The organism is Carboxydocella sp. JDF658 (assembly GCF_002049395.1).
GTDB lineage: Bacteria > Bacillota.
Genome location: NZ_BDLR01000167.1, coordinates 1 through 201, shown reverse-complemented (window position 1 = coordinate 201; position 201 = coordinate 1). Strand labels below are relative to the sequence as shown.

The window sequence follows — 201 nt, the reverse complement described above, 5'->3', positions numbered from 1 at the left end:
TTGAAAAGTCGGCGGATGAGGTGTGGGTAGGGGTGAAATGCCAATCGAACCCGGAGATAGCTGGTTCTCCCCGAAATAGCTTTAGGGCTAGCCTCAGGGGTTGAGTTATGGAGGTAGAGCACTGAATGGGCTAGGGGCCTGAGCAAGGTTACCGAACCTTATCAAACTGCGAATGCCATAACTTGGACCCTGGGAGTCAGA

The 201-nt window shown here is 52.7% G+C and carries 1 rRNA gene; it reads left to right on the top strand.

From position 1 onward, the window contains the following. Positions 1 to 201 (top strand): 23S ribosomal RNA (locus tag JDF658_RS13085); the annotation flags it as partial.